This window comes from Streptomyces laurentii, assembly GCF_040635425.1.
GTDB lineage: Bacteria > Actinomycetota > Actinomycetes > Streptomycetales > Streptomycetaceae > Streptomyces > Streptomyces laurentii.
Genome location: NZ_JBEYHT010000014.1, coordinates 33,383 through 54,202 on the forward strand (window position 1 = coordinate 33,383; position 20,820 = coordinate 54,202).

General features: G+C 74.6%; 13 protein-coding genes. 7 read left to right on the plus strand and 6 right to left on the minus strand.

Going from position 1 to position 20,820, the window contains the following annotated elements:
- Positions 1-95: 95 nt before the first annotated feature.
- Positions 96-824 (minus strand): VC0807 family protein, encoded by a 729-nt coding sequence (locus ABZ693_RS11945; protein ID WP_359875725.1) that lies wholly within the window; start codon positions 822-824, stop codon positions 96-98.
- Positions 825-1,197: 373 nt separating this feature from the next.
- Here ABZ693_RS11945 and ABZ693_RS11950 point away from each other — a divergent pair, with 373 nt between their 5' ends.
- Genes ABZ693_RS11950 through ABZ693_RS11970 form a run of 5 tightly spaced genes read left to right on the plus strand, consistent with a single transcriptional unit; the run spans position 1,198 to position 11,526 of the window.
- Positions 1,198-2,889 carry an FAD-dependent monooxygenase gene (locus ABZ693_RS11950; RefSeq protein ID WP_359875726.1) on the plus strand — a complete coding sequence of 564 codons (1,692 nt, stop codon included), beginning with the start codon at positions 1,198-1,200 and terminating at the stop codon, positions 2,887-2,889.
- A gap of 13 nt (positions 2,890-2,902) precedes the next feature.
- Positions 2,903-4,396 carry a flavin monoamine oxidase family protein gene (locus ABZ693_RS11955; protein ID WP_359875727.1) on the plus strand — a complete coding sequence of 498 codons (1,494 nt, stop codon included), beginning with the start codon at positions 2,903-2,905 and terminating at the stop codon, positions 4,394-4,396.
- A complete protein-coding gene (locus ABZ693_RS11960; protein WP_359875728.1) occupies positions 4,393-7,923 on the plus strand; it encodes a ferritin-like domain-containing protein in 3,531 nt (1,176 codons plus the stop codon). Before ABZ693_RS11955 ends, ABZ693_RS11960 begins: the two co-directional genes overlap by 4 nt.
- 4 nt (positions 7,924-7,927) lie before the next feature.
- On the plus strand, positions 7,928-9,580 hold the full coding sequence (locus ABZ693_RS11965; RefSeq protein ID WP_359875729.1) for an FAD-dependent monooxygenase: 1,653 nt from the start codon (positions 7,928-7,930) through the stop codon (positions 9,578-9,580).
- On the plus strand, positions 9,577-11,526 hold the full coding sequence (locus ABZ693_RS11970) for a cytochrome P450 (protein ID WP_359875730.1): 1,950 nt from the start codon (positions 9,577-9,579) through the stop codon (positions 11,524-11,526). Before ABZ693_RS11965 ends, ABZ693_RS11970 begins: the two co-directional genes overlap by 4 nt.
- Positions 11,527-11,568: 42 nt before the next feature.
- On the opposite strand, the gene ABZ693_RS11975 is transcribed toward ABZ693_RS11970, so the two are convergent.
- Positions 11,569-12,318, minus strand: a complete 750-nt coding sequence (locus tag ABZ693_RS11975; RefSeq protein WP_359875731.1) for a DUF4118 domain-containing protein — start codon at positions 12,316-12,318, stop codon at positions 11,569-11,571.
- 228 nt (positions 12,319-12,546) lie between these two features.
- Here ABZ693_RS11975 and ABZ693_RS11980 point away from each other — a divergent pair, with 228 nt between their 5' ends.
- Positions 12,547-14,598, plus strand: coding sequence for an APC family permease (locus ABZ693_RS11980; protein ID WP_359875732.1), 2,052 nt, complete (start codon positions 12,547-12,549; stop codon positions 14,596-14,598).
- Between the two features lie 140 nt (positions 14,599-14,738).
- On the opposite strand, the gene ABZ693_RS11985 is transcribed toward ABZ693_RS11980, so the two are convergent.
- From ABZ693_RS11985 to ABZ693_RS12000, 4 genes are all read right to left on the minus strand, one after another.
- Positions 14,739-16,373 carry an amidohydrolase gene (locus ABZ693_RS11985; RefSeq protein ID WP_359875733.1) on the minus strand — a complete coding sequence of 545 codons (1,635 nt, stop codon included), beginning with the start codon at positions 16,371-16,373 and terminating at the stop codon, positions 14,739-14,741.
- A gap of 172 nt (positions 16,374-16,545) precedes the next feature.
- Positions 16,546-16,749 carry a cold-shock protein gene (locus ABZ693_RS11990; RefSeq protein ID WP_359875734.1) on the minus strand — a complete coding sequence of 68 codons (204 nt, stop codon included), beginning with the start codon at positions 16,747-16,749 and terminating at the stop codon, positions 16,546-16,548.
- Positions 16,750-16,888: 139 nt separating this feature from the next.
- Positions 16,889-17,941, minus strand: coding sequence for a M4 family metallopeptidase (locus tag ABZ693_RS11995; RefSeq protein WP_359875735.1), 1,053 nt, complete (start codon positions 17,939-17,941; stop codon positions 16,889-16,891).
- Between the two features lie 142 nt (positions 17,942-18,083).
- Positions 18,084-18,950, minus strand: a complete 867-nt coding sequence (locus ABZ693_RS12000; RefSeq protein WP_359875736.1) for a glycosyltransferase family 2 protein — start codon at positions 18,948-18,950, stop codon at positions 18,084-18,086.
- A 354-nt stretch (positions 18,951-19,304) separates the two neighbouring features.
- Between ABZ693_RS12000 and ABZ693_RS12005 the strand changes: the two genes are divergently transcribed.
- The gene (locus ABZ693_RS12005; protein ID WP_359875737.1) at positions 19,305-20,792 is read left to right on the plus strand and encodes a sugar transferase; all 1,488 of its coding nucleotides are present in this window, start codon (positions 19,305-19,307) and stop codon (positions 20,790-20,792) included.
- Positions 20,793-20,820: the final 28 nt, after the last annotated feature.

Consider the following 20,820-nt stretch of genomic DNA (forward strand, 5'->3'; position numbering starts at 1 on the left):
CAGGTAGGGCGAGGGTGGCGGACCACCGCCGGGCGGGCCACCGGGTGAACCGGCGCCGAGGAAGGAGCCACCCGGCGGCGGGCCCGGCGGCGGGGTCAGGCTCCGGCCGGGTCGGGACCGGCGGCCGGCGCGCTCTCCGCGACCGCCGCGGCGGCCGCCATCCGGGCGTCACCGTCGGCGCGGGAGCGCTTGGCGGTGCGGATGGTCCACAGGGCGAGCAGGCCGAGGGTGCCGTAGATGAGGAAGGGACTGACGACCACCATCGTGTCGATGGAGAGCAGGTACGACAGGACGATGCGGACGATCGCCTCGACGACGTAGGCGACACCCCACACGACGGTCATGCGCCGCATGACGGCCCGGAAGCCCTCGAACCGCCACAGCCCGTTCCACCAGGCGGCACCCTCGGGCGTGCCGTCGGTGGCGAACCGGCGGCCGAAGTAGAACATCATCGGCTTGGACGCGAGCAGACTGCCGAGGAAGACCGCGCCGGACAGTCCGGTCACGGCGGAGTCCTTGACGATCAGGGCGCGGGCGGAGTGGGCGCCCACGAGCGAGACGACGGCCGTGAGGGCGAGGAAGATCAGGGTGACGATGGCGAACTCGTCGAGCTTGCGGTGCCAGACGAGACTGATGACGGTGTCGAGGACCGGCCACGCCCCGCTCAGGAGCAGGGCCGAGAACTCGGTCCAGCCATGGTCCGTGAGCGTGTTGTACGTGAGGATGGGCGCGAAGATGTTGAGGCCGATCGTGAGCACCCAGCCGATCGCGGCGGCGGATCTGGAGCGGGCCGGGGCGCCGGGCTGCGGCTGTGGAGCGGACATGACTTCCCCCTGATTGTTGCGGATCACCGCTGGTCGGCGCGCTGGTCGCGGCCTTTCGCGGTGTGGTGCGGTTTCGCAAGCTAGGGCCGGGGCGCCGGAGCCACAAGGGACGTTCGACAAAATGATCTTCAAGCGTCCCCAAAAGCGCGATCCGGCGACGCGCCCCCTTAGCCGCGAGCCGTCACTCAAACAGCACACCTGATGCACACCGAGTCATATCGGCAGGTCGAATGCTTCCCGCGCCGGGCCGTACGCCCTGGCGAACGGTGATCATCCACGCGCACCCTGGGGAAATGCCGGACGGCCGGACCACGCCGGATCCGTCCGGCACGCCATAGGCCGCCGTCGCTGTCGCTGTGGGGAAGTGGGCCGTATGCCGGATGTGGACGTGTGTGTGGTCGGAGCGGGGCCGGTCGGCCTCACCCTGGCGATCGCCCTGCGCGGGCTCGGGCTCGGGGTGCGGATCGTCGACCGCGCCCCGGCCGCCAAGCGTGAGGCGCGCGCCCTCGTCCTCTGGCCGCGGGCGCTCGAGGCCCTGGACTCCCTCGGGGTCGCCGGGATCCTGCGCCGCAACGCGGTGGAACTGGCCCGGGTCACCATCCACGGGCGCGGCCGGCGGCTCGGGGAGCTGACCACCGGCTGGCACCGCTCCGCGCACAACCGCCCCGTCAACATCGAGCAGCACGACATCGAGCGGCTGTTGTGCGCGGAACTGGCCGGCCGCGGCACCGAGGTCGAGTGGGACACCGAGGTCACGGACGTCAAGGTGCACGAGGACCGGGCCGAGTTCACCCTGACCCGGCCCGACGGCACCGCAGAGTCGGGCACCGCCGCCTGGATCGTCGGCTGCGAGGGCACCGCGAGCGTGGTCCGCGACCGGCTGGGCATCCCCTTCGAGGGCCGGCGGCGCACCGGGCTCCAGGTCGTCCAGGGCAACGCGCACCCCGAATGGCCTCTCGGCGAACAGCAGGGCCACGGGCACATCTTCCTGGCCCCGCGCCGCTCCCTCCTCGCCTTCCCGCTGCCCGACGGGGCGTACCGCTTCTTCTGCTTCCGCGACGACCCCGACCCCGCGCTGACCGCGCCGCCCACCCTGGACGAACTGCGCGACCTGGTGGCCGACACCGCGCGGATGCCGCGGCTGCGCCTCACACCCCCCGAGCGGCCCTGGCTGAACCGCGCCCGGTTCAGCGACCGGATCGCCACCCGGCTGCGGCACGGCCGCGGACTGCTCGCCGGGGACGCCGCGCACGCCTGGGCGCCCGTCGGCGGCCACGGCATGAACGTGGGCATGCTCGGGGCGCACAACCTCGCCTGGAAGCTGGCCGCCGTGCACCGCGGCGAGGCCGACGACCGGATCCTCGACACGTACGACACCGAACAGCGGGCCCTCGCCGTGCGCTACGTCCGCGAGATGCGGCTCAACTTCATGGAACTGCCGCTGCCTCCACTGGGCTACCGGGCCTTCTCCGCCACCGTGCCCGTCGTGCTCGCCCTGCGCGGCTTCCAGCGCCGGCTCGACCGTCAGCTGAGCGACCTCGGCCGCAACCACCGCCACAGCGCCCTGTCCTGGCAGCGCTCCACGCCCGGACTCGTCCGGGAGCGCGGCCCCCGGGCCGGCGACCGGATGCCCGACATCCGGGTGCGGTCGGGCGGGCCGGCCGCGGGGCCCGTACGGCTGCACACGCTGCTGCGGTACGACGCGTGGACACTGCTCGTCGACGCGGCGCGGGCCGCCGACCCGGCCGTACGGCGCTCGCTGGAGGAACGGTGCCGGCGCGGCCCCGTCCCCCTCCGGCTGCTGCCCGTCACCCCCGCCGACGCCGCCGAGGCCCGGCTGTTCGGCCGCCCCGGCGACCTGCGGCTCGTCCGGCCGGACGGGTACGTGGGGCTGGTGGCGCCGGTGGCCCGGCCCGAGGCGCTCGACGCGTACCTGGTCACGCTCGCGCCCCGGCGCCCCGACGCCCATCCCCCCTCGGCCCCGTCCGCCCCCGGCGCCTCGTCCCCCCAGTCGTTCTCGTCGCCCTCGCCTTCCTCCCCACCCCCCTCCGACACCGCTCAGTGACGGGAGTCAGCCCATGTCCCAGCAACGGACGCGCACCCGCGGCACCGTCACCGTCATCGGCGCGGGGATGGCCGGCCTGGTCGCCGCGTACGAACTCGAACGCCTCGGCCACCGCGTGGAGATACTGGAGGGCAGCCGCCGGCTCGGCGGCCGCGTCCGCACCCACCGCTTCGGCGCGCACGAGGGTGCCCCTTTCGTCGAACTCGGCGCCATGCGGGTCCCCACCGCCCACCACCGCACCATGGACTACATAGACCGGCTGGGGCTCGGCGACCAGGTGCGGCCGTTCGTCACCCTGCTGTCCGAGGAGAACGCCCTGCTCGCCACGAGCGGCGGCCACGTCCGGCTGCGGGACGCGCCCCGCCGGCTCATCGCGGACGTCCGCGCCTCGCTCGCCCGCGACGACTACCGGGACGAGACCGTGGTGTTCGGCGCCTGGCTGGCGGCCGTCGTCGACGCCATCGCGCCGCCCGCCCTGCGCACCGGGCTGCGCGCCGACCTCGCGCGCGACCTCCTCGACCGCGTCGAGCGGATCGACCTGACGCCCCATCTGCGCGGCGACCACAAGGACCGCATCGACGTGCACGGCCTGTTCGCCGCCCATCCGGACATCCGCTCCGCGTGCGGCACCCGGCTGAACGGCTTCCTCGACGACATCCTCACCGAGACCAGCCCCGAGCTGATCCGGCTCGCCTGCGGCATGGACCAGCTGGTGCAGCGGCTCGCCGCCCGGATACGCGGTCCGATCTGGCTCGGCCAGGAGGTCACCGGCGTGGAGGTGTCCGGCGACCAGGTGCGGCTGCGCATAGGGCGCGGCCCGCTGGCCGTCGTGCGCCCCGCCGACCTGGTGCTGTGCACGGTGCCGTTCTCGGTGCTCCGCGGGATGGTCCTGCGCGGCTTCGACGAGGACAAGCTGTCCGTCGTCCGGGAGGTCGTCTACTGCCCGGCGACCAAGGTGGCCGTGCACGTCCGCGAGCCGTTCTGGGAGCGGGAGGGCATCCGGGGCGGCGCCTCCTTCAGCGGCGGGCTGATCCGGCAGACGTACTATCCCGCCGCCCCGGAGGACGGCGCGCACGACGCCGGGGAGCGGGGCGCCGCGCTGCTCGCCAGCTACACCATCGGGGAGGACGCCGACATCCTCGGGCGGATGCCGGTCCGCCGGCGGCACCGCGTAGTGCTCGACGAACTCGCCCGGATGCACCCGCAGTTGCTGCGCCGCGGGATGGTCCGGGGGGTGACCGGGGTGGCGTGGGGCGAGCATCCGTGGACGGTCGGCGGCTGCACCATCCGCTGGGGGCGGGACGCGGCGGCCTGCGAGGAGGAGCGGCTGCGGGCGACGCGCCCGCAGGGGCGGCTGTTCTTCGCGGGCGAGCACTGTTCGTCGGAGCCCGCCTGGATCGAGGGTGCGGTGGAGTCGGCCCTGGTGGCGGTCCGGGCGATCGAGGGGCGTACCGGCGCCCGGTTCGCGTCCGGCCAGGGCCCGGAGATGTGGGAGGCGGCGGCGTGAGCGTCTTCGACACCCCCCGGCTGTACTTCGCCGGCACCGCGCTCACCCGGCTGCCCACCGGTCCGCGCGGGGCGGCCGGGGCCGGTCTGCTCGATCTGGCCACGAACACGGTCCTGGTGCCGGACGGCCCGGCCGCGGACTGCCACGCGCTGCTGGCCGAACGGGGGGCGCGCGGCGGCCACTTCTCCGGCAACGGCCACTTCTCGGTGGACGCCCGGATCACGGCCGTGGAGGGGCCGGAGGGCCGCCCGGCGGACCCGGCGGACCCCGGCGGCGGTCCGGCCGGGGGCACGGCGGGGGCGGCCGATCCGCTGGTGGGGCGGGCCGTGGACCTGTGGGGGCACTACAACCCGTATCTGGGCACGACCGCGAACCGGGCGCGGGTCTTCGACGTCGACCCGGCCTCGGCCTGGACGACGACGCTGATGGCCGGCCGGTTCGCGCTCGGCCGGGAGGGCCGGTCGCACGACTCGGGGTACGTGTGCCTGGGCGACGTGACGGGGTTCCAGCCGCCGCGCTGGCAGTCCTTCGCCCCGGTGCCGTCCGTACTTCACCAGTTCGCCGTGCCGGCGGGGCCCGCCCTCGACTGGCCGGACGGGCCGGCCGCCGGCTCCCCCGCGGCCGTCGCGCTGCGCGCCGCCGCCGGGCGACACGGCGGGCTCCTGGTGCAGTTCACACTGGCCGCGGACGGGGAGCCGGGGACGCCCGGGCACGGGCACACGGGTCCCGGCGACGCCCCGCAGCGCTGGCGGCTGCACGGGGTGATCGCCCCCTGGCGCCCCGAGGAGCCGCGCACCCATCCGGCGGGCCGGCTGCTCGTCCCGTACGGCTGCGCGGGCTCGTCGGGTTCCGAGGGGGCCCCGGATCGCCCGGGCTCTTCGGGCTCTTCGGGCGGGGGCGCGCGGGGGCGGCGGGCGGGGATCTGCTCGGTGTGGGTGACATCCGACCGGGCCGTGCTCAACCTGCCGTTCGGCCGGCCCGGGACCGGTGACCTGGAACTGCGGACGACGGTGACGGACCGGCTGGTCGCGGTGGTGCGGGACACCGGCGCCCGGGGCCCCGGGGTGGTGACGGTGCCGGTCGCCGGGGCGGGCGCGGCCCGGGCGGACGACGAGGGGCTGTGCCTGGTCGGCGCGGACGGGACGGGGAGCGGCCGGGTGGTGTGGCTGCGGGAGCGCGAGACGGTCGTGGTCGCGGACGACGCCGCGCTGTTCGTCGAGCACCCGGACCGGGAGCGGGGCGAGGACCACGCCGTGGAGGTGGCGGTCCGGGCGTTCGTCCGGGGCCGGCCGGCGGCCGGACGGACGGTCGTCGTCCGGCAGTTCGCCAACCCCCGGGCCCTGCCCCGCGATCCGGTGGCCTCCGCGCCGGACGCGCGCAGTGGCCGGCTGCGGATCGTCGAGCTGCGTCCGGGGCGGCTCGCGGAGGGGGAGGCCGCGCCGGGGGCGGAGCCTGAGGCGGGACCTGAGGCGGGAACTGAAGGAGCGGAGGGTGCCGGGGCCGGCGAGACCTCCGGGACTCCTGAGACCCCTGGGACTTCTGGGGCCGCTGAGGCTCCTGAGATTTCCGGGGTTCCTGAGACTGCCGACGCCCCCGGCGCGTCCGACACCACCGACGCCGCCGACGCCTTCGGCGAGCGGTGCCGGGTGGTGACCGACGAGCAGGGGTGCGGCTGGTTCACGCTGCGCGGGGCGCGGGCCGGGACGGCCCGGCTGCTGCTCGCGGCCGACACCGAGGACACCCCGCCCTGCCCGCTGGACGCCCCCGGTTCGGCCGCCGCCGCGTACGACGACGCGGACGCGCTGGGCTGGTGGGCGGGCGCGGGCGGGGCGCACGTCCGGGTACTCGCCGACGACTGGCACCTGGACGCCGTACCGAACGAGCAGGTGTCCTTCGAGCTGCTGCACCGGGAGGTCTTCGCCTGCTACGAGCAGCTGTATCCGTTCATGCGCGACGAGGTGTTCAGCCTTGAGGACCGGTGCAAGGTCGAGACGTACGCGAAGCTGATCTGGCAGATGTGCGATCCGGCGAACCGGGACCGCACGTACTACATGCCGCAGTCCCGGGACCTGACGCTGCCGAAGGCCCGGCTGCTCCTGACGTATCTGCGGACGCGGGCCGCCGCCGACGCGGTGCTCCCGGTCAGTACGCCCGCGGCGGCCTCGGCGGCGCCGCGGATCACCACCCGGGCGCAGTTGCGGACGGCGCTGTGGCTGGCGGTCTCGGTGGAGCTGGCGACCTCGCTCCAGTACCTGTACGCGGGGTACTCGCTGCCGACGCACGCGGCCGGGTTCGCGTACGTGCGGCGCGGGGTGTGGACGCCCCGGCAGCTCCGGCTGGCCTGCGGCGACGGTGGGGAGACGCTGCGCAAGGGGATCCGGGACAGCGTGTTCGAGGTGGCCCGCGAGGAGATGATCCACTTTCTCGTCGTCAACAACATCCTGACGGCGATGGGCGAGCCGTTCCATGTGCCGGCGATCGACTTCGGCGCGCCGGGACGGCTGCCGATGCCGCTGGACTTCGCCCTGGAGCCGCTGGACCTGGCGAGTGTGCAGCGGTTCATCGCCATCGAGCGGCCCGAGCGGCTGGCGGGCGGTGCCCAGGGTGCCGGCCCGGCGGAGGAGAGCGTATGGCCCGGCGGCTCGTCCGGCCCGGCCGGGCTCCTCGGCTCCGCCGGATCCGCGGGTACGGGAGGCCGTGCCGTCTCCGCCAAGGAGGCGACGGCGACGCCCTTCGGTTCGCCGAGCGAGCTGTACACGGCGATCCGCGACGGGCTGACCCGGGTCCCGGACCTGTTCCTGGTGGACCGGGGCCGGGGCGGCGGCGAGCACCATCTCTTCCTCGGCCGGACGGTGGACGCCCGGCACCCCGACTACCAGCTGGAGGTCGACGACCTGCCGAGCGCCCTGTTCGCGGTGGACTTCGTCACCGAGCAGGGCGAGGGCGGGGTGCTCGACGCGCCGGGTCCGGTGCCCGAGTCCCACCACGACACCTTCGTCCGGCTCGGCGAACTCCTCATGAGCGAGCGGGCGGACGGCCCCGGCGGGCAGGGCGCGCCGTGGAGTCCGGCGTATCCGGCGCTGCGCAACCCGACGCTGGACCCGACCCATCCGGGCCGGGCGACGATCCGCGATCCGCACGCCCGCGAGGTGACGCTGCTGTTCAACCGCTGCTACTTCCTGATGCTCCAGCTGATGGTGCAGCACTTCGCGGAGAGCCCGGACGCGAGTCTGCGGCGCTCGCCGCTGATGAACACGGCGATCGACGTGATGACCGGCATGATGCGCCCGCTGGCCGAGCTGCTCGTGACGCTGGACTCGGGCTGGCGGGGGCGTACGGCCGGTCCGTCCTTCGAACTGGAGGAGCCCCCGGTGGCCCTCCCCCGGCCCGACGTGGCCCGCCGGGCGTTCGCGATGCGCTTCGGGCATCTGGCCCGGATGGCGCGGGCGTGCGCCGGGGTGCCCGACCGGGTCCCCGAGTTGATGGCCTTCTACGCCGAGCGGTTCCGTGCGGAAGGAGAACGGTGAGGCGATGAACACGTACACGTACCGCAGGCCGGGTGAGCGCGGCGGCTGGGAGACGGACGTCCTGGTCGTGGGCGGCGGTCCGGTCGGTCTGGCGCTCGCGCTCGATCTCGCCCACCGCGGGGTGGACTTCACCCTGATCGAGGCGGGCGACGGCGTCCCGGCCGATCCCCGGGTCACCACGGTCGGACCACGTGCCATGGAGATGTTCCGCCGCTGGGGCGTGTCCGGCACGCTGCGCGCCGCGGGCTGGCCGGACGACCACTGTCTGGACGTGGCCTGGGTGACGGCGATCGGCGGACACGAGATCCACCGGCTGCCGTTCGGCACGGTCGCCACCCGCCCGCTGCCCGAGCACACCCCGGAGCCGGAGGCGATCTGCCCGCAGCACTGGATGGCGCCGCTGCTCCTCGACCGGCTGGGCCACTACCCGGCCGGGCCGGTGCGCACCCGCTGCCGGCTGCTCGGGTTCACCACCGCGCCCGGCGGGGTGACGGCGACGGTGGCCCGGGCGGACGGCACCCGCTCCGAGGTGCGCGCGCGGTATCTGGTCGGCTGCGACGGGGCGGGGTCGTCCGTGCGGAAGATCTGCGGGATCGACGTGCCCGAGCTGTATCCGCCCCGGATGCTGCGCAACATCGTGTTCCGGGCGCCCGAACTGCCGCGCCTGCTCGGCCCGGACGCCCCGCTGCTGTACTTCCTCACCTCGCCGACCGGGCTGCGCTATCCGCTGCGCGTGATCGACGGCCGGGGGACGTACCGGCTGACCGCCCCGGTGACCGCCGAGTCCGCGCTGACCATGGTGCGGCGGGCGGTGGGCCTCGACACCCCGCTGACGGTGGAGGCCGACGGGGCCTGGCATCTGACGCACCGGGTGGCCGACCACTACCGCTCCGGCCGGGTGTTCCTGGCCGGGGACGCGGCGCACACGCTGTCGCCGTCGGGCGGCTTCGGCATGAGTACGGGGGTGTGCGACGCGGCCGACCTCGGCTGGAAGCTGGCCGCGGCGCTGGCCGGCTGGGCGGGGCCGGGGCTGCTCGACTCGTACGAGACCGAGCGGCGCCCGGTGGCCGTGGCCGGGATCACGGAGGCCAACGTGAACCTGCGCCGCACCCAGGAACGGCGGCTGTCGCCCGCGCTCCTCGACGACACTCCGATGGGCGAGCGGGCGCGGGCCGCGCTCCGCCGGGAACTGGCCGCCTCCGATGTGGGGCGCGAGTTCGACCGGCCGGAGATGCACTTCGCGTACCGGTACGTCTCGCCGGTCGTCGCGGCCGAGTCCGCCGACGGGGCGGGGCCCTCATCCGGGGCCGGGGTGAACGCGTCGGCCCTGCCCGGGGCGCGGGCCCCGCACGCGTGGCTGGCGCCGGGGCGCTCCACCCTCGATCTGTACGGGCGGGACTTCGTCCTGCTGGCGTTCACGGACGCCGTCGCGGAGGGCGTGGGCGCGGCGGCGGGTGAACCGTACGGGCTGGCACGGGCGTTCGCGGAGCGGCGGGTCCCGCTCCATGTGGTCCGCTGCACGGTCCCGGAGGTCGCGCGGCGCTACGAGCTGCCGTACGTCCTGGTCCGCCCGGACGGGCATGTGGCCTGGCGGGGCACCCGCCCGCCACGCGACCCCGGCGCGCTGGTCGATCTGGTGCGGGGAGCGGGCCGGTGAGCGCCGGGCCCGCCGAGGGAGGACTGCCGGCCTTCGATCCGGCCCGGCTGGACCTGGCCGACCCGTACCCCGTCTACCGGCGCTACCGGGAGGCCGGGCCGGTGCACGCGGTCCGCCCGGCGGTGGTCCCGTGCGGCACGCGCGGGCCGACGACCCGGTACGTCTTCGGGTACGCGGAGGTGGCGCGGGTCCTCGCCCGGCGGGAGTTCGGCAGGACGGCGCCGGGCGCCGGCTCGGCGGCGCCGCTGCCACCCGGGTACGCGGTGCTGCGCGCGGTCGTCGAGAACTGGCTGGTGTTCCTCGACCCGCCCCGGCACACGGCGCTGCGGTCGCTGGTGGCGCCCGCCCTCGCGGCCGGTCCGGTGGCGGCGCTGCGGCCCGCGATCCGGCGGACCGCGGGGCGGCTCGTCGACCGGCTGATGACACGCGAGAGCGTCGATCTCGTGGGGGAGTTCGCGGCACCGTTCCCGCTCCTGGTCATATCGGGCGTGCTCGGGGTGCCGGAGGAGCGGCAGGGCTGGTTCCGGGAACGGGCGCTCGCGCTGCAACGGGCGGGCGGGGCGCGGGTGGACCGGACCCTGGCGGGCATGGTGGAGGCGGACCGGGCGGCGGCCGAGCTCACCGCGTACTTCCGGCGCGAACTGGACGCCCGGCGCGGGCCGGGCCGGGACCGGGGGGATCTGCTGTCGGCGCTGGTGCGGGCCGCCGACGAGGAGACCTCGCTGTCGCCCGAGGAACAGACGGCGACCTGTGTGCATCTGCTGACGGCGGGACACGAGACCACCACGGGGCTGCTGGGCAAGGCGGTGCTCGCCCTGCTCGGCCGGCCGGAGCTGCGGGGCGAACTCCGGGCGGATCCGGGGATGTTGCCGGGGGCGGTGGACGAGTTCCTGCGTCACGACCCGCCGGTGCAGATGGTCACCCGGTGGGCACTGCGCGACACCGAACTCGCGGGTCACGCGATCCCCTCGGGCGACCGGATGGTCCTGGTCCTCGGCGCGGCGAACCGGGACCCGGCGTACTTCCCCGACCCGGACCGGCTCGACGTCCGCCGGGACACGGTGCGGCACTGCGCGTTCGGGCTGGGCATCCACTACTGCGCCGGGGCCGGCCTGGCCCGCGCGGAGGCCGAGGCCGGGCTGGCGGAACTCCTCGCCCGGCTGCCCGCTCTCCAACCGGGCGTACGGCCGGAAGTGTCCGTGCGCTACGCGCCGGACTGGGTGTTCCACGGGCCCGAGCGGCTCACCGTGACCATGCCGCAGGCGGGCCAGGCTACCCTGCGCCCCATGGCGCGGGACGCACCGCGCGCCCACTGGCAGCGCATCTACCAGGAGAATCCCGGCATGTACGGGGAGGAGCCGTCGGCGCCCGCGCGGTACGCGGCCGACGTGTTCGCGGCGGCCGGCGCCCGGGACGTGCTGGAGCTGGGCGCGGGTCACGGGCGTGACGCGCTGTACTTCGCCAGGCGGGGCTTCACGGTGCGGGCCGCCGACTTCAGCACGGTGGCCCTGGGGCAGCTCGCCGCGCGTGCCGAGGCCGCGGGGCCGGCCGGGCGGGTGACCACCGCCGTGGTGGACGTACGCGAGCCGCTGCCGTTCGCCACCGGGTCGGAGGACGCCGTCTTCGCGCACATGCTGATGTGCATGGATCTGTCGACGCGGCACATCGAGGAGCTGGCCGGCGAGGTCCGCCGGGTGCTCCGGCCGGGCGGCACGTTCGTCTACACCGTGCGGCACACCGGCGACGCCCACTACGGCACGGGGGTCGCGCGCGGCGACGACATCCACGAGCACGGCGGCTTCGCGGTGCACTTCTTCCCGCGCGAGCTGGTGGAGCGGCTGGCCGAGGGCTGGGAGCTGCGGGAGGTCCACGCCTTCGAGGAGGGCGAGCTGCCGCGCCGGCTGTGGCGGGTCACGATGAGCGTGCCGGCCGCGTCCGCCGGCTGACCCCTGCCCGACACCCGGCGGACACCTGGTGGACGCCGCTCCTCACGCCGCCCGGACCGCCGTCGTCCCCTCCAGCGCCGCCGCCGCTTGACCGGCGAGGTCGACGGCGACCAGGCGCGATTCCAGGGACGGCGGCGGGGAGCCGGGGGCGGGGGTGAGAAGGAAGCGGCCCTGGTAGTGCCCGCCCGCGACGGCCCGGAGTTCGACGGGGCCGTCCGGCCAGCCCTGCCGTTCCAGGTCCCAGATCCACCCGTCGACCTGGACGGTGCCGTCGGGGCGGAGCCGGGGCGGCCGACCGAGGAGCGTCCCGTACTCGAAGCGGCAGTCGGCGAGTCCGAGGAGCTCGACGAGCTGGGAGCGGACGACCCGGACCAGGTCGTCGGGCGAGCGGCTGGATTCGGCCAGCCGGGTGGTGGTGTGCAGCCGCTCCAGATGGCGGGCGTCGCGGAGCGCGACGGTGCCGAGCAACCGGCCGCGGGCGCCGAGCCGGGAGACGATCAGCCCGACGAGCAGCAGCAGGACGGCGGTCTCGACGTCGGCCCGGCCGCGGATGTCGAGGCTCTGGTAGGGCGCCGTGAGGAAGAAGTCGAACCAGAAGGCCGCCGACAGCGCGGCGAGCGCGCCGGCCGGCCGGTGGCCGAGCGCGGCGACGGCGACGACCACGACGACCAGCAGCAGGGCCAGGTTGGTGGAGGTGAGGCCGGTGCGGACCGGTACGAGCGCGAGCGCGACGAGGAAGGGCGCGAGAACGGCGGCCGCGAGCGCGGCCACGTCCCGGAGCGGCATCCGCATGATCCACCTCCGACGGGCCGGAGTCCCGCGCGCCGGAGCGCACGGGCACGTACGCCCTCAGGTTGCGCCGGTTGTGAGCAGCGCAACGCCCGGCGGGGGGATCTTGACGGTTTCCTGACGCCAACGGCCGGGTTCCTTACGTGACCCTTGCATACGCTGACTCGGCCGCCGTCCGCGTGATGGCCGAATTCCGACCCCCCACCGCCACAGCGGACAGCAGGAGCCTGGATGTCCACCCCTCCCCCCACCCGTACCGACCGCCTCCGTGCCTGGATGCTGGAAGGGCTGTCCGACATGGGCAAGGGGCGGCCCGGCACCGCCCCGCCTCCCCCGGGCGGCCCGGCACCCTCCGAGCCTTCGGGAGCGAAGGAGGGCACCACGAGCGCGGAGAGCGCGACGGAGGGAACGACCGAGGGTGCCGGCGCGGCGTCCGGAACCGGCCACCAGGGCCAGCCCTGGTGGCGGGTGATGTGCCTGACCGGTGTCGACTACTTCTCCACCCTCGGCTACCAGCCGGGCATCGCCGCCCTCGCGGCCGGACTGCTCTCCCCCATCGCGACGGTCGTGCTGGTCGTCGTCACCCTCGTGGGCGCGCTGCCGGTCTACCGCCGGGTCGCGGAGGAGAGCCCGCACGGCGAGGGATCGATCGCGATGCTGGAGCGGCTGCTGTCGTTCTGGAAGGGCAAGCTGTTCGTCCTGACCCTGCTGGGCTTCGCCGCGACGGACTTCCTCATCACCATCACCCTGTCGGCCGCCGACGCCTCCACCCACCTCGTGGAGAACCCGCACCTGTCGGCCACCCTCCACGACAAGCAGATGGTGATCACGCTCGTGCTCATCGCGCTGCTCGGCGCGGTGTTCATGAAGGGCTTCCTGGAGGCCATCGGCGTCGCGGTGGCCCTGGTCGGCGTCTATCTCGCGCTCAACCTGGTGGTCGTGACGACCGGCATGTGGCACGTCCTGACCGAACGGCACGTGGTCACGGACTGGACGACGGCCCTGACCGCGCAGCACTCCAATGTCTTCGCGATGGTCGGCGTGGCGCTGCTCGTCTTCCCGAAGCTGGCGCTCGGTCTGTCCGGCTTCGAGACCGGCGTGGCGGTGATGCCGCACGTCAAGGGCGATCCGGACGACACCGAGGCCCGCCCGACCGGCCGGATCCGCGGCGCGAAGAAGCTGCTGACGACGGCCGCGCTGATCATGAGCGTGTTCCTCATCTGCACCAGCTTCGTGACCACGGTCCTCATCCCGCACCAGGAGTTCGAGGCCGGCGGCCAGGCCAACGGCCGTGCGCTCGCCTATCTCGCCCACGAGTACCTCGGCAACACCTTCGGCACCGTCTACGACGTGTCGACGATCGCGATCCTGTGGTTCGCGGGCGCCTCGGCGATGGCCGGACTGCTCAACCTGATGCCGCGCTATCTGCCCCGCTACGGCATGGCCCCGCACTGGGCCCGCGCCGTGCGCCCCATGGTGCTGGTCTTCACCCTGGTCGCCTTCCTCGTGACGTGGATCTTCGACGCGAACGTGGACGCGCAGGGCGGCGCGTACGCGACCGGTGTGCTCGTGCTGATCTGCTCGGCGGCCATCGCCGTGACGATCGCGGCGCGCAAGGCCGGCCAGCGCCGCTGGACGATCGGCTTCGGCGCCATCTCGGCCGTGTTCCTCTACACCACCGTCGTCAACGTGATCGAGCGGCCCGACGGCGTGAAGATCGGTGCCTGCTTCATCGCCGGCATCATCCTCATCTCGCTGGCCTCCCGGCTGGCCCGCGCCTTCGAGCTGCGCGTCACCGACATGGACCTCGACCCCATGGCGGAACGATTCGTCCGGGATGTCTCGCACCGGACGGCGCGGTTCATCGCCAACAAGCCGGGCCGCCGGGACGCGGCCGAGTACCGGGAGAAGACCGAGCAGATCCGCGCCGACAACGACATCCCCGAGCACGAGGACCTCGTCTTCGTGGAGGTGACGGTCACCGACCCGTCGGAGTTCGAGGCGAGCCTGACGGTACGGGGCGAGGTGCTGCACGGCCGCTACCGGGTGCTCACCGTGGAGAGCGCGTCGGTCCCCAACGCCCTCGCGGCCCTGCTGCTGCACGTCCGGGATGCCACCGGCATCCGCCCGCACATCTACTTCGAGTGGACGGAGGGCAGCCCCTTCGCCAACTTCCTGCGCTTCTTCCTCTTCGGGCAGGGCGAGGTCGCGCCGGTGACGCGCGAGGTGCTGCGCGAGGCGGAGCCGGACCGGTCCCGGCGGCCCCGGGTGCACGTGGGCTGACCGCCGCGCGCCGCCGCGTGGCCCGTCCTGCCGCGCAGCCCGTACGACGGTGCGCCCGGTCGTACGGGCTACGCGCGCGTACGGGCCGCGTGGCCTCCGCGCGCGTACGGGCCGGCCGGCACCGCCCGCGTACGGTCACGTCACACCGCGTGGACCCGGACCCCGCCGACGAAGGTCTGCTCCACGCGGGCCCCGGCGATCTCCCCGGGCGGCCCGGTGAGGATGTCGCGGTCGAGGACGACCAGGTCGGCGAGGTACCCCGGGCGCAGACTGCCCGCGTCGTCGTGGCCGTTCGCGTGCGCGGAGCCCGCCGTGTAGGCGGCGAGGGCGGTGGGGGGATCGAGGCGCTGCTCGGGCAGGAAGACCCGGTCGTCGGCCGCGTCGGGCTGGACACGGTTGACGGCGACGTGCAGCCCGGCGAGTGGGTCGGGGCTGCTGACCGGCCAGTCGCTGCCCGCGACCAGGGTGGCCCCGGCCCGTACGAGCGCGCCGAACGGGTACTGCCAGGCGGCGCGTTCCGGCCCCAGGAAGGGGATGGTCAGCGCGTCCATCTGCGGCTCGTGGGCGGCCCACAGGGGCTGGATGTTGGCGAGCGCGCCGAGCCGGGCGAAGCGGGTGAGGTCGTCGGGGTGGACGACCTGGAGGTGGGCCAGGTGGTGCCGGTTGCCGCGCCGTCCGTTGGCGGCGACGGCTGCCTCGATCGCGTCCAGGGCCTCGCGTACGGCCCGGTCGCCGAGCGCGTGGAAGTGCACCTGGAAGTCGAGGGCGTCCAGCCGGGTGACGTGCGCGCGCAGGGCTTCGGGGTCGACGAAGCTGAGTCCGGCGTTGGCGGTGGCGCAGCCGCAGGCGTCGAGATAGGGGCTGGTCATCGCGGCGGTGAAGTTCTCGGCGATGCCGTCCTGCATGATCTTCACCGACCCGGCCCGGAACCGGCCGTGACTCAGGGCCGCGCGCCGGGCCACCAGTTCGGGAATCTGCTCGGCGTCCCGCGCCCGGTCCCACCACAGCGCGCCGGTGACCCGGGCGGTGAGGCTGCCGTCCCGGGCGGCGGCGAGGTAGGCGTCCGAGGGGTCGGGCCGGCCGCTGAACTCGCCCAGGATCGCGTCCTGCCAGCCGGTGATGCCGAAGGCGTGCAGCAGTCGCTGGGCCCGCAGCAGTCCGGCGAGCCGGTCGGCGGGCGTGGTGGGCGGAACGAGCCGGGCGACGAGGGCGGTGGCGCCTTCCTGAAGCATGCCGGTGGGGACGCCGCCGGCGTCGCGTTCGATCCGCCCGTCGGCGGGGTCGGGGGTGTCGGCGGTGATCCCGGCGAGTTCCAGGGCCCGGGTGTTGGCCCAGGCGCCGTGGTGGTCGCGGTTGACCAGGAGGACGGGCCGGTCGGCGACCACGGAGTCCAGTTGACGGCGGGAGGGCAGGCCACCCTCGAAGCTGTCCATCGACCAGCCGCCGCCGGTGATCCACGGCTCGTCGGGGTGGGCGGCGGCGTACGCGGCGACGGCGCGCAGATATCCGTCGGCGTCGCCGGCTCCGGTGAGATCGCACTCGGCCAGTTCCATGCCGCCGAACACCGCGTGGATGTGCGCGTCCTGGAAGCCGGGGATCAGCAGCCGGCCGCCGAGGTCGACGACCTCGGTGCGGGGCCCGATGAGTTCCCTGACCTCGTCGTGGCCGACGGCGGTGATCCGCTCGCCGGTGACCGCGAGGGAGGAGGCCCGGGTGCGGGCCGGATCGCCGGTGAAGACGGGACCACCGGTGAAGACCAGGTCGGCCGTGCTCATCTGGTGCTCCTGGAGGGGCTGGGGGCGGCCCGCGCGTACGGGCCCGCCGGGGCGGAACCGTACGGGACGCGTCATGCAACCGGCGCCGCCGGCCGGACGTCAAGAGCGTGGGCGTAACAGGCGAACGGAGGGAACGAAGGGTCCGCCCGAGCCCGCCCCGGTCTCCGCACGGTCAGGGACGCAGTTCCCTGGCCTCGAAGCGGCCCTCCCCCAGTACCAGGACGAAGGAGACCTGCTGCCCCTCGGAGAGCCCCTCGCCCTCGACGTCCTCGGCGCGGAAGTAGACCGGTTCCTCGGAGCCGATGGCGAGGACGAATCCGTAGCCGGCGCCGCGGTCGAAGGACTGGACGAAGCCGACGCTCCTGTCCGTATCCATGGGGGGGAATCCTTCCGTCGCGCGGGGGTGGGTGTCTTCTCCTCGCTACCCCTCGCGGCGGCCGGGATCCCGCCGGTGCGCGGGATGCCACCGGAGTGCCCCGCGGATCACCCGCGGGGCGGAACCCCGGTCGCGGACGTCAGATCCCCGGGATCTGACGCGCCCGGAAGGCGGCGCGGACGGCGTCCGCCGCGCTCGTGCCGTACATGCGCTGCGCCGTCGTCACGGTCTGCCGTGCCGCGTCCTCGAAGGAGGTGCCGGGCGCGAAGCCGAACTGGGCGTTCACGATGATCCGGTCGGCGGTCCTGGCCCCGAGCGCGCCGCGGATGTCCCACAGGGCGCGGGACCAGATCTCGCCGTCGGCGTGGACCTCGCCGACCCGGTCGGCGTACACCTTGGTGCCGTCGAGCCGGCGCAGACAGTGCGGGGTGCCGCTGTACGGGGTGGAGTCCCAGTCGGCGACGCAGGCGGCTTCGGTCTTGACGGCCCAGCCGTAGCGGCCGGCGGCGTGCGCGCCGACCTCGACGGCCAGGTAGTCGCCGAAGGCCTCGCCGATCGCGCCGGCCTCCGGGGAGGTGCCGAAGCCGGGGACCTGGGCGTTGTGCACGGCGTGGCCGTACTCGTGGACGATCACCTCGGCGTCCTCGGCGTCGTCGACGCCGCCCTTGCCGAAGCGGATCTCGTTCTTCTTGTCGGTGAAGAAGGAGTTGTCCGCGCCCCACTGGTTGATCCGGATGGCCTGCGGGCGGTCGTTGGCGCCGGGCAGGTCGGAGCCGAAACCGAGGCCCTGGAGGTACTCCTGGGCCTCGTTGACCCAGAAGTACGCCATGACCTGCTCGAACTGGTCGTCGCTCCGGTTGTACGAGCCGGCCGCGGCGAGCTTGGCGGCGGGGCCCGTCTCGGACTTCACGGAGGCCCAGCGGCCGGTGAGCGTGCCGCTGCCGTCGAGGTTGCGCAGCTCGGCGAGCGCGTACGCGGACGCGGGCACCGCGTCGGCGGCGTCCTTGGCGTCGGTGAGCGTCTGGTCTCCGGTGGCCTGGACCGGGTTGACCATGAAGATGCGGGCCTGCGGGCCGGTCGCCGCCGGGGCGGCGGGGGCCGGACCGGCCGCGGTGGCGGCACCGGCCGGGGCGATCAGCGCCACGGCGGCGGTGGCCGCGGCGATCAGGCCGCGGGATATGCGGCGTGCCATCAACGTCCTCCCGTTGGGGATGCGAGGGTCGAGCGGGGGGTGGCGTGGTGCGGGCGTGATCATCGCGCAGGGGCGTGCCCCGCGTCGAGGGCCTCGGCATCACGGTTTCACCGCCGCTTCCCGCCGGGTGGGAGGGGCGCGGTCAGCTCTGCCGACTGCTGTCGTCCCGGAGCCAGGTGTCGAAGTCGCCGGACCGGATCGCGCGGCGCGCGGCGCGGCGGGCGACGAGGGCGGCGGTGAGGAAGACGACGAGGGCGGGCAGCAGGGTGGGGTCGGCGCGCAGCAGGGCGCGCAGGTCGCCGAGGCCGGTGCGGGCGGAGGGCGCGTCGGACGACCGTCCGGCGTCCGACTCCCTTTGTCTCCGCTCCAGTTGGGCGGTGGAGGTGGCCGCGCGGATCCGGCGGCGGATGAGGTCGCGCCAGGTGCGGGGCGGGCGGACGACGACCCGGGCGGTACGGACCACGGTCCGCTCGCCGTCGGCGAAGGCGAGGGACGCGGCGAGGTCGTCGGCCATCAGGGGCGGCAGGGCGGCGATCCGGGCGTGGCCGGTGCCGGACACGGCGATCACCCCGCGGCCGAACAGGCCGCCTTGGACGGCGGGGAGCCGTTGCCAGACCCGGTAGTAGGCGCGGACGGGCCAGCTGCAGCCCGTCATCGGCAGGTGCCGTTCGGGCGCGGCGGCCAGGACCGGGTCCGGTCCGGTGAGGGCCGCGGCGAGGGCCCGTACGTCGGCGGCGCCGAGTTCGACGTCGGCGTCCACGTAGATCCGCGGGAAGCCGCGGGCATGCGTGTCGCCCAGGCGCAGCGCCTGGTGCTTGGACGGGACGGGGGTCTCGACGACGCGGACGCGCGGGCCGTGGGCGGCGGCGACGGCGGCGGTGCCGTCCGTGCAGCCGTTGCAGACCACGAGGATGTCGAACTCGTCCTCGGCCGTGCCGCGCAGGAGTGTGGCGAGGAGCCGGCCGAGGGTGCGTTCCTCGTTGTGCGCGGGGATCACGATGCTGGGCACGGCGTCAGTATGACCGTCCTGTCCCTCTCCCGCGTTTCTTTCGCGTATCTCCGGGACTTTTCCACAACTCCTGGATGGGCTGCCCGAGTTGGTCTAGATTGAGCGCTGCCGGATCCGCCTGGGTCGCGACATCTCTCTCGTCCTGGGCGGTTTCTGCGTTCTGTGCGGGCCTGGCCGCGGCTGGGGAGACTTGTGACCGGTCCGCACCGTTCAGTTCAGGCGGAAGAGCCGCGTACCCTCATCGGCCGCCGCCGTCCTTCCCCTGCCCGCGAACCGTCGCGTCCGTGGGCCGACCAAGGGGGATGGGGCGCGGCGGTGTCGGGGGTGCGCGCGAAGCGCCCTTGGGGGGAATGGATGACCGTCCTGCCGGTCACGCATGAGCGGCACCGTGTCGAATCCTCGTATGCCGACCACTCCGGATCCGGCTTCCACCGGCCGCGGTGGAAACGGAGACATCAACTCGTCCTGCTGGCCACGGACACCGTCGCGGCCGTCGTCGCCGCGCTCCTGGTGCTGCGCACCGGCGGCCACTGGCCGGCGGTGCTCTGCCTGCCGCCGGCCTGGACCGGCTCGCTCGCGGCGCACCACGCCTACGCGCCGGCCTCGTTCGGGTCCGGCGGCGGGCTGTACCGGCAGGTGCTGCGGGCCGCGCTCGTCGTGCCCGCGCTCGCCGCGGTACTCGGCTGGGGACTGACGGGCGAGGCGGAGCTGCCGCGCGAGATGATGCTCGCGCTGCCGGCCGCCGCCGCCCTGTCGCTGGCCGTCCGGTACGCGCTCCGGCGGCGACTGCGCGGCCTGTGGGCGCGCGGGCGGCACCGGACCACCGCCGTGCTCGTCGGCCCGGCCGCCGGGATAGGGCAACTCCTCGCCGCGCTCTTACGGGACAGCCGCGCCGGAGCTCCGGCCGCGGCCGTGTTCCAGGGCATGAACCTGGCCGGGGTGTGCCTGACCGACTCCGAGGACCCGCAGGCGGTGGACGTCTGCGGGGTCCCGATACTCGGCGGGGTCGGTGAAGTCCAGAGCGCGTTACGGACGTTCGGGGGCGACTGCGCCGTCGTGGTGCTGCCGTCGCCCGACCTCGACCCGGCGCAGATGCGCCGTCTGTCCTGGAGCACCGCCGCCGCCGGGGGCGACTTCCTCATCGCGCCCGGGTACGGCGACGTGTCGGCCGCGCGGCTGGCGGTACGGCCGGTCGGCGGGGTGCCACTGATACAGGTCCGGGCCCCCCGGCTGTCCCGCTGGGCCCGGCTCCCGAAGGACATGGCGGAGCGTCTGATCGCCGCCCTGCTCCTGCTGTTGCTGTCGCCGCTGCTCGGCGCGGTGGCGCTGGCGGTACGGCTCGGCAGCCGCGGCCCGACCCTGTTCCGGCAGGTCCGGGTGGGCCTGCACGGCAAGCCGTTCACCATGCTGAAGTTCCGTACGATGCGGACCGACGCGGAGGACCGCCGCGCCGAACTCGCGCACGCCAACCACAACAGCGACGGCCTGCTGTTCAAGGTCCGCGACGACCCCCGGGTGACCCGGGTCGGCACCACGCTGCGCCGCTACTCCCTCGACGAACTCCCGCAGCTCCTCAATGTGGTGACGGGTCGCATGTCGCTGATCGGGCCGCGGCCCCCGCTGCCCGAGGAGGTCGCCGGCTACAGCCACGAGGTGCGCCGGCGGCTGCTCGTGAAGCCCGGGCTCACCGGTCTGTGGCAGGTCAGCGGCCGCTCCGACCTGCCCTGGGAAGAGGCGGTACGGCTCGACCTGGCGTACGTGGACAACTGGTCGCTCACCCTCGACACGGTGATCCTGCTGCGCACCGGTCCCGCCGTCCTGCGCGGCACGGGCGCGTACTGACGTGGCCGCCGCACCGCCCCGCCGCCCC

Excerpts from the sequence above, each read along its gene's own strand:
- ABZ693_RS11945 (WP_359875725.1), bottom strand. The coding sequence starts at position 824 with ATGTCCGCTCCACAGCCGCAGCCCGGCGCCCCGGCCCGCTCCAGATCC.
- ABZ693_RS11950 (WP_359875726.1), top strand. The coding sequence starts at position 1,198 with ATGCCGGATGTGGACGTGTGTGTGGTCGGAGCGGGGCCGGTCGGCCTC.
- ABZ693_RS11955 (WP_359875727.1), top strand. The coding sequence starts at position 2,903 with ATGTCCCAGCAACGGACGCGCACCCGCGGCACCGTCACCGTCATCGGC.
- ABZ693_RS11965 (WP_359875729.1), top strand. The coding sequence starts at position 7,928 with ATGAACACGTACACGTACCGCAGGCCGGGTGAGCGCGGCGGCTGGGAG.
- ABZ693_RS11975 (WP_359875731.1), bottom strand. The coding sequence starts at position 12,318 with ATGCGGATGCCGCTCCGGGACGTGGCCGCGCTCGCGGCCGCCGTTCTC.
- ABZ693_RS11980 (WP_359875732.1), top strand. The coding sequence starts at position 12,547 with ATGTCCACCCCTCCCCCCACCCGTACCGACCGCCTCCGTGCCTGGATG.
- ABZ693_RS11985 (WP_359875733.1), bottom strand. The coding sequence starts at position 16,373 with ATGAGCACGGCCGACCTGGTCTTCACCGGTGGTCCCGTCTTCACCGGC.
- ABZ693_RS11990 (WP_359875734.1), bottom strand. The coding sequence starts at position 16,749 with ATGGATACGGACAGGAGCGTCGGCTTCGTCCAGTCCTTCGACCGCGGC.
- ABZ693_RS11995 (WP_359875735.1), bottom strand. The coding sequence starts at position 17,941 with ATGGCACGCCGCATATCCCGCGGCCTGATCGCCGCGGCCACCGCCGCC.
- ABZ693_RS12005 (WP_359875737.1), top strand. The coding sequence starts at position 19,305 with ATGACCGTCCTGCCGGTCACGCATGAGCGGCACCGTGTCGAATCCTCG.